At 41.7% G+C, this 8,538-nt stretch carries 8 protein-coding genes; all 8 read left to right on the forward strand.

Features of this window, described 5'->3' with window-relative positions; genetic code table 11:
- Nucleotides 1-18: 18 nt before the first annotated feature.
- Nucleotides 19-915, forward strand: coding sequence for an RNase adapter RapZ (rapZ, locus tag KC820_RS01005; protein WP_212367283.1), 897 nt, complete (start codon nucleotides 19-21; stop codon nucleotides 913-915).
- On the forward strand, nucleotides 912-1,871 hold the full coding sequence (locus KC820_RS01010; RefSeq protein WP_212367285.1) for a gluconeogenesis factor YvcK family protein: 960 nt from the start codon (nucleotides 912-914) through the stop codon (nucleotides 1,869-1,871). Before rapZ ends, KC820_RS01010 begins: the two co-directional genes overlap by 4 nt.
- Before the next feature lie 31 nt (nucleotides 1,872-1,902).
- Complete coding sequence (gene whiA / locus KC820_RS01015; RefSeq protein WP_212367287.1) at nucleotides 1,903-2,850, forward strand: DNA-binding protein WhiA; 948 nt, start codon at nucleotides 1,903-1,905, stop codon at nucleotides 2,848-2,850.
- A gap of 92 nt (nucleotides 2,851-2,942) precedes the next feature.
- The gene (locus KC820_RS01020) at nucleotides 2,943-3,200 is read left to right on the forward strand and encodes an HPr family phosphocarrier protein (RefSeq protein ID WP_144088010.1); all 258 of its coding nucleotides are present in this window, start codon (nucleotides 2,943-2,945) and stop codon (nucleotides 3,198-3,200) included.
- A gap of 441 nt (nucleotides 3,201-3,641) precedes the next feature.
- Nucleotides 3,642-4,820 carry an aminotransferase class I/II-fold pyridoxal phosphate-dependent enzyme gene (locus KC820_RS01025; RefSeq protein ID WP_212367289.1) on the forward strand — a complete coding sequence of 393 codons (1,179 nt, stop codon included), beginning with the start codon at nucleotides 3,642-3,644 and terminating at the stop codon, nucleotides 4,818-4,820.
- The gene (locus KC820_RS01030; RefSeq protein WP_377862768.1) at nucleotides 4,817-6,487 is read left to right on the forward strand and encodes a thiamine pyrophosphate-dependent enzyme; all 1,671 of its coding nucleotides are present in this window, start codon (nucleotides 4,817-4,819) and stop codon (nucleotides 6,485-6,487) included. The genes KC820_RS01025 and KC820_RS01030 overlap by 4 nt, the downstream gene beginning before the upstream one ends.
- Nucleotides 6,488-6,508: 21 nt before the next feature.
- Entirely contained in the window at nucleotides 6,509-8,044 is a 1,536-nt protein-coding gene (locus KC820_RS01035; RefSeq protein WP_212367293.1) for an aldehyde dehydrogenase family protein, read from the forward strand.
- A gap of 96 nt (nucleotides 8,045-8,140) precedes the next feature.
- On the forward strand, nucleotides 8,141-8,538 hold a 398-nt coding region (locus KC820_RS01040), incomplete at its 3' end, for a saccharopine dehydrogenase NADP-binding domain-containing protein (protein WP_212367294.1).

Consider the following 8,538-nt stretch of genomic DNA (forward strand, 5'->3'; position numbering starts at 1 on the left):
GGAAGAAAAGGTGATCGCATGAAAGACAAGTCGAAATCAAAAGTAGAATTAGTTATCATTACAGGAATGTCAGGTGCCGGAAAGACTGTAGCCATACATAGCTTCGAAGATCTCGGATATTTTTGTGTTGATAATTTGCCACCAACCTTGCTCCCTAAATTTTTAGAGTTGATGAAAGATAATCAGGAAGAAAATAAGAAACTCGCTGTTGTCATGGATTTACGTGGCAGAGAGTTTTTTGATACATTATACGAAACGCTTGATCAACTCGCTGAGGACGATTGGATTGCTGAACAAGTTTTATTTTTAGATGCCGAGGACCAAACGCTTGTCACGCGTTATAAAGAAACGAGACGTTCCCATCCACTGGCGCCGGAAGGGTTACCGTTGGAAGGAATTAAGCAAGAGCGTCAAATATTAGATGAATTAAAGGGACGCGCTCAAATTATTCTACATACGGATAATTTACCTGCTAAAGATCTACGTCAGAAAATTACCGAGCATTTCAAGGAGAAAAAACAACAAGTTTTCTCCGTTCAAGTTGTTTCATTCGGATTCAAACATGGGGTACCCATCGATGCGGATTTGATGTTCGATGTGCGTTTCTTGCCGAACCCTCATTATGTCGACTCCATGAGAGACTTAACAGGTAAAAATCATGAAGTTTCATCGTATGTGTTCAAGTGGAAAGAGACACGGACATTTATGAGGAAGTTACAGGATTTATTAGAGTACATGCTTCCGCATTATGTGCGAGAAGGAAAGAGTCAATTGGTCATTGGAATTGGTTGTACGGGTGGACAGCATCGCTCGGTTGCTTTGTCAGAGAAGTTAGGTGACATTTTAAGCAAAAGTTATACAACGCATGTGTATCATAGGGATATCGATAAAAAAAGGGGAAGAATTAAAAAATGACAGATATAAATGGCCCAAAAGTCGTGGTCATCGGGGGAGGAACCGGGATGCCGGTTTTACTGCGTGGTTTGAGAAAGTATCCGGTGAATTTGTCTGCTATCGTTACTGTAGCTGACGATGGAGGAAGCACAGGCAGATTGAGGGAGGACCTTGCCATACCTGCGCCTGGTGATATTCGCAAAGTAATTGCTTCGATGTCTGCGGTTGAGCCAACATTATTAAAGCTCTTTCAATATCGATTCGAAAATGGAAATGGTCTATCCGGTCATGCGCTTGGAAATTTAATTTTGGCTGGTATGACATCAATTTCGGGTGATTTTTATAAAGGCATAAAGGAAATTTCACGTGTGTTTAATGTGAAAGGTCGCATTTATCCAATTTCCAACTCAAATATGTATTTAAAAGCTGAATTTGAAGACGGGTCCGTTGTTCGTGGTGAGTCGCAAATTCCTAAAGTAGGAAAGCGAATCAAGCGTGTCTTTTATGATACGGATAATGTTGAACCTTTACCAGAAGCGATTCGGGCAATTGAGCAAGCTGAATTAATTGTCATTGCACCTGGTAGCTTATACACAAGTATTATGCCGAATTTAATTGCACCAAAAATCCAGGAAGCATTACGTAAAACGAAGGCAACTTCTGTTTATGTGTGCAATATTATGACACAGCACGGTGAAACGAGTCATTATAAAGCATCAGACCATATTAAAGCGATTCATAAACATGCCAACCAATCTTTTTTGGATCGGATTATTGTTCATAATGAAGAAATTTCGCACGGAATCATTGCAGAATATGAAAAAGAAAAAGCGGAACCGGTCTTAAGTGATGATGAAGTTATCCAACAATTGGGTGTTGAAGTCGTTCGGGGGAATATTGCAAACTTACATGAAGATGGGACATTGAAACATAATGAGCATGAAATCGCCAAGATCCTGAATAAATTGGTACAATAGTTGATGAGGATAATATAGAGGAGAATGCGCGATGTCTTTTGCATCGGAAACGAAAAAAGAACTAACAACGATTGAATCAGATGAGTGCTGTCAAAAGGCTGAGCTCTCTGCCTTGATTCGGATGAATGGAACGCTTTCATTTTCTAATCGAAAATATACGTTGGATATCCAAACGGAAAATGCAGCGATCGCTCGCCGAATCTATACATTAATTAAAAACTTATACGGTCTTCCGGTTGAATTGCTCGTTCGGAAAAAAATGCGTTTGCGTAAAAACAATGTCTACATCGTTCGAATGTCCGAAGGGGCTAAGCATCTATTGACCGATATGAATATTTTGCAAGAACCGTTGACTTTCGTTCGACATATTTCCCAGGAAATTATGGAGAAAGATTGCTGCAAACGAGCCTATCTCCGTGGAGCATTCATGGCAGGTGGCTCTGTGAACAACCCGGAAACATCATCCTATCATATGGAAATCTTTTCATTTTACGAAGACCATAATGATGCCCTTTGTGAATTGATGAATCAATTTGATTTATCTGCTAAAACACATGAACGAAAAAACGGTTATATTACGTATTTAAAAGAAGCGGAGAAAATTACAGACTTTTTGATCATTATCGGAGCGAATCGAGCTTTATTGAAGTTTGAAGATGTTCGAATCATGCGTGATATGCGTAACTCCGTCAATCGACTGGTCAATTGTGATACAGCGAATTTAAATAAAACAATCGGCGCAGCTTTTCGTCAAGTTGAAAACATTAAATACATTGATGATACGGTCGGCTTAGAATCTTTGCCTGACAAGCTTCAAGAGGTCGCTAGGTTGAGATTGGAACATCAAGACGTTTCCTTGAAGGAGCTTGGCGAATTATCGACAACCGGAAAGATCAGCAAGTCCGGTATCAACCATCGACTGAAACGAATTGATGAATTTGCAGAGAAGCTTCGAAAAGGCGAACTGTTACAAAATTGATAAATAAATTGTATTGTTCTTTTTAAATAAGTGATAGAACATGCTATAATATTGAATTAATAAGCTGATTTTTGAAGAGGGGAGTAATGAAAGTGGTTGAAAGAGAACTTACCGTAAAAATCGATCCAGGACTACAAGCGAGACCTGCAGCGAAATTCGTTCAAGAAGCCAACCGTTTTTCGTCGGAAATATTTTTGGAGAAAGGCGGAAAGCAGGTCAACGCTAAAAGCATAATGGGTGTAATGAGCTTGGCCATTGGTATGAATGAAGTTGTAGGTATCCAAGCAGACGGACCAGATGAAGATGAAGCAATCGAAAAGCTGAGTCAATTCATTACCGCTGAATCATAGACCCTCTTTTTATCAATAACTGTTCATGGGAGAAATCCTGATGAGCAGTTTTTTTGTTTTTCAGTTAAATAGTTCATATCTTGCGGCAGCCGTCGAATAATCGCAGCAAGCCGTCGAATTACATGTTTAAGCCGCTGAAAAACTACGTGCAGCCGTCGAATTCTTCTCTATAGCCATCGAATTCTTCTCTATAGCCATCGAATACTCGCAGTAACCCATTGAATCGACCCCAGTAACTCTCTAGATCTCGCTATTACATACGCAATTTATCCTGTTAATTTAGAACCCGTTTATCACTCGACAACAAACGACAAATTATCTAAAAATTAATTTTATTTTAAGTATTGAAATAAAAATCGGTCTTTTATATAATGAGTGGTAAAGTCATCTGATGAAACATCATTTCATTTAATGAAATAGATAGAAGGGAGTGGAACATGATTGGAGTATACTTCGGAACGTGTCAACACATTGCCTCCGTATGTATTCTCTGAGTTTCAACGCAAAAAAAGAAACCTCGAAGCTCAAGGAGTAGATGTCATTGATTTAGGGATCGGTGCACCTGATTTGCCAGCGCCGGGCTTCGTCATTGACCGGTTAGTAGAGGAAGTAAGAAAACCTGAAAATCATCGGTATTCTAACTACTTTGGAATTCCGGAATACAGAGAAGCCGTAGCTTACTTTTACAAAAAACAATATAATGTCGACCTCGATCCGGAAACAGAAATCCTTGCGTTAATCGGTTCAAAGGAAGGCATTGCTAATTTGATCACAGCTGTTGTAAATCCTGATGAAAGAGTACTTGTACCAAACCCAGGATATCCAGTTTATCAGGCAGCGATCCATTTAGCTGGTGCAAAAGCACATCACTATCAGCTAAATGCAGAAGATGGATTTCGTCCAGACTTTTCACAAATAACTAGCGAGGAATGGGACGCAGCAAAATTAATGTTGCTGAATTACCCGAGTAATCCAACGGCAGGGACGGTTACGATTGATACATTTTTGGAAGCGGTTACAAAAGCGAAGCAACATCAAACAATGCTGGCACAAGATGCAGCCTATAGCCTCGTGACTTTTGGAGATTACAAAGCGCCGAGCTTAATGCAAGTTACCGGGGCAAAAGAAGTAGGCGTTGAATTCGGTTCGCTTTCAAAAAGCTTTAACATGACAGGCTGGCGAATTGGTTATGTCGTTGGAAATCCGGAAATGATTCGAGCGTTGTCTACGGTAAAAAACAATACAGACACGTCACAATTCATACCGATTCAAAAAGCAGGAACCGCGGCTTTACTTAGCGATTTGCAGTCGGTAAACGCAAATAACGAAATTTATGAAAAACGAATGGACGACATGCTGGAAGGACTGCAAGCGCTCGGTATTCAGGTCGATCGGCCGAAAGCAACGTTCTTCATTTGGGCACCTGTGCCAGATGGTTATACATCAGCCGAATTTGCGGATGAGTTACTCATGAAAGCGGGGGTGATTGTTACTCCAGGTTCAGCTTTCGGATCGGGAGGAGAAGGTTATTTTCGCGTATCGTTATCGGTTCCAACTGGTCGATTACAGGAAGCGGTCAATCGCATGAAGCAGTTTAGCGAGGAAGGGGCTAAAGAATGATGAGTTCAGTACAATCCTTGAAAAAACAATCACAAATGAATGGAGCGCAAGGAATTGTTTCTGTGATGGAGCATGAAGCTGTCGAAAAAGTATTTTGCGTTCCTGGTGAGAGCTATTTACCAGTTATGGATGCCATTTATGATTCTTCAACGATTGAGCTTGTGTCCAACCGACATGAAGGTGGAGCCGCATTTATGGCAGAAGGATACGCAAAGGCGAGTGGAAAAGTTGGTATTGTCATGGCAACCCGGGGTGTCGGTGGTGCCAATTTGACAATCGGTGTCCATACAGCCTATCAAGATTCTACACCAATGATCGTACTGCTTGGTCAGGTTCATAGTAAATTCCGTGGGCGCGAAGGCTTTCAAGAAGTTGATTTGGATCAATTTTTTAAACCGATCTCCAAATGGACATATGAATTACAAGACGGCGACCGAGCTATTGAGATTATGCAGCGGGCATTTCGCGTCGCACAATCGGGACGTCCTGGTCCAGTCGTCATTTCGTTACCGGAAGATGTGTTGAAGGAAGTTTGTGATGTAGAACCTGGTCCACAATTCGTGAAACCGCGACCGACAACATCGCAATCTGAAGTGAACCAGCTAGAAAATCTCTTAGCTGAAAGCAAACAACCAGTTGTCATTGCAGGCGGTGGCGTAAAAAGTTCGCAAGCTGAGGAAGCACTCGTCGCCTTCGCAGAAAAATTTCACTTGCCGGTCATAACTGCTTTTAGAAGACATGATGTTTTCCCGCATAATCATCCGTTATTTTGCGGTCATTTAGGATTAGGAACAAATCCGAACATCGTAGATACCGTAAAAAATGCTGACACCGTTCTAGCTGTTGGTACACGCTTATCTGAAGTGACAACACAAGATTACTCGATTCTTTCTTCGAGTCATAAATTAGTTCATATCGACATATCAGATGAAGTGTTGGGTAAAGTGTATGCACCACAGTTAGGGATTCAAGCAGATGCGAAGGAAGCACTGGAAGCATGTTATCAGCTAACCATTCAACCGGCATGGAAACAGTGGGCGAGTGAACGACGTGAAGCGTATGAAAAAGCATCCATACTTCAATTGGATGAACATTCGCCGATCAACAGTTTCGTTATCGATCAATTGGCGAAACAATTGCCGAGCGACACGATTTACACGAATGATGCAGGAAACTTTGCGGGTTGGCTCCATACGTACTTTCCGTTTAATGAGCGTAATACTTATGTCGGACCAACTTCTGGAGCGATGGGCTATGGTGTTCCAGCAGCAATCGGCGCGAAGTTTGCGCATCCGGAGCGACATGTCATTTCTTTGTCAGGTGATGGTGGATTCATGATGACGTTGCAGGAAATTGAAACAGCGGCCAGAAATAACTTAGCGACAATTCACCTTGTATTCAACAATCACATGTACGGTACAATCCGCATGCATCAAGAAATGCACTATCCAGAAAAAGTGATTGGTACAGATTTAGGAAGCGTCAATTTCGTTCAAATTGCAGAAGGACTCGGTGCGAAAGGTATTTTAGTTGAACGAGCAGAAGAATTTCAGAATGCTTTGTCGGAAGCGATGAATGCGGCGACACCAACGGTCATCGAAATTCTGACTGATCCTGAACAAATTTCAATCAAGAAAACGATTAATGATTTGCGTAATCAATCATAAATTTTATTGGAGGGGATAAGTATGACAAGCAAAGTAGATCAAAAAAGTGATATCGGAGAAAAGTCGGTTGGCAAAGTAGATGTTAGCCAACTGAAAAATTTCATCGGAGGCGAATGGGTTGAGCCAAAGTCGGATCAGTATACCGATGTTGTCAATCCAGCTAACGGTAAAAAGTTAGTCGACGTTCCACTATCCGGTACCGACGATGTGAACGAAGCTGTGGCAGCAGCGAAAAAAGCACAAAAAGAATGGTCACTAGAACCAGCGCCGATGCGTGCAGAAATTTTATACGATATCGGTCAAATAATGAAAGAACGTAAAGAACATCTTTCACAAATTTTGACACAAGAAAACGGAAAGGTGTTAGAAGAAGCACGTGGAGAGGTTCAAGAAGGAATCGACATGGCCTTCTATATGGCTGGTGAAGGGCGCCGTCTATTCGGTCACACGGTTCCAGCGGAGTTGAAAAATAAATTCGCAATGAGTGTTCGTGCACCGGTAGGCGTTGTTGGAATTATTACGCCTTGGAACTTCCCAATTGCCATTGCAACATGGAAATCGTTCCCAGCAATCGTTTCAGGAAATACAGTCGTCTGGAAACCAGCAACAGAGACGCCATTAATGGCATATGAAATGGCGAAAATTTTTGAAGAAGCTGGATTGCCAAAAGGCGTCGTCAATGTTGTTTTCGGTTCAGGAGGCAAAGTGGGCGATGCGATGGTCCATCACGATGATCTACGGGTCATTTCATTTACGGGGTCCAATGAAGTCGGACGAAATATCGCTTCAGAATGTGGCCGTCAGTTGAAAAAAGTATCGCTTGAAATGGGCGGTAAAAACGCAGTCATCGTCATGGATGATGCGGACTTAGAATTAGCAGCACAAGGAATCGTATGGGGGGCATTTGGCACGAGTGGTCAACGTTGTACCGCCACAAGCCGAGTCATCGTCCATGAAAAGGTAAAAGAAGAACTCGAAGAACGTGTATTAGAAGAGATGAAAAACTTGAAAATCGGTGATGGTTTGAATGATGGCATTAAAGTTGGACCGATTATCAATCAAGGCGGCATCGACAAAATCAAAAAGTATATTGAAATCGGAAAAGAAGAAGGCAAGCTACTTACTGGCGGAAGTGAATTGACGGAAGGGAAATATGAATCCGGTTATTACTTTGAGCCGACATTATTTACGGACGTAAAACCGAATGCTCGCATTGCCCAAGAAGAAATTTTTGGACCTGTATTGTCAATCATCCCAGTGAAAAGTTATGAAGAAGCCGTTGAAGTGAACAACAGTGTGGAGTTCGGACTGTCCAGCTCTATTTTCACACAGGATGCGAATCAAGTGTTTAAAGCTCAACGCGATTTGGATACAGGAATAGTTTACGTAAACGCAGGTACGACTGGCGCTGAAATTCACTTACCGTTCGGTGGAACGAAAGGCACAGGAAATGGCCACCGTGATTCCGGTCAAGCAGCGTTGGATGTGTTTACGGAGTGGAAAGCGGTTTATGTCGATTACAGTGGAAAGCTACAACGTGCACAAATTGATAACTAAAAATTGATAACGAATTGCATCGTATTTAAACAATCGGCAAGTTGATTGGGTGGATCAGCTTGCCGGTTGAATCTGTTTACACGGGGAGGACACGGTATGAAAATAGGAGTGTTAGGATCTGGATTAATGGGGAAAGAAGCGGCGAGAGATTTAGTGAATAGTGATCAAGTGACAGAGGTCGGTTTGGCGGATTTAGCATTTGAACAAGCGAAGCATGTTTGTGAACAATTAAATTCACCAAAATTGACAGCCTACCAAGTCGATGCTTCAAATGATGTGGAGCTTGCAGACTTCATGCGAAATTTTGATGTTATTATTAATGCACTTTTTTATTCCTTTAATGAAAAAGTTGCTAAAACAGCGATTAAAGTCGGCGTATCTTCTGTCGATCTCGGTGGTCGCCGTATCATTAAAAAAGATAAAGTGTTAGCTATGAAAGAGGAAGCGCAAAAAGCGGGTGTGACAATCATTCCAGATTTGGGTGTTGCGCCAGG

The sequence above is a fragment of the Allobacillus saliphilus genome (genome assembly GCF_018138385.1).
Taxonomy (GTDB): Bacteria; Bacillota; Bacilli; order Bacillales; family Alkalibacillaceae; genus Allobacillus; species Allobacillus saliphilus.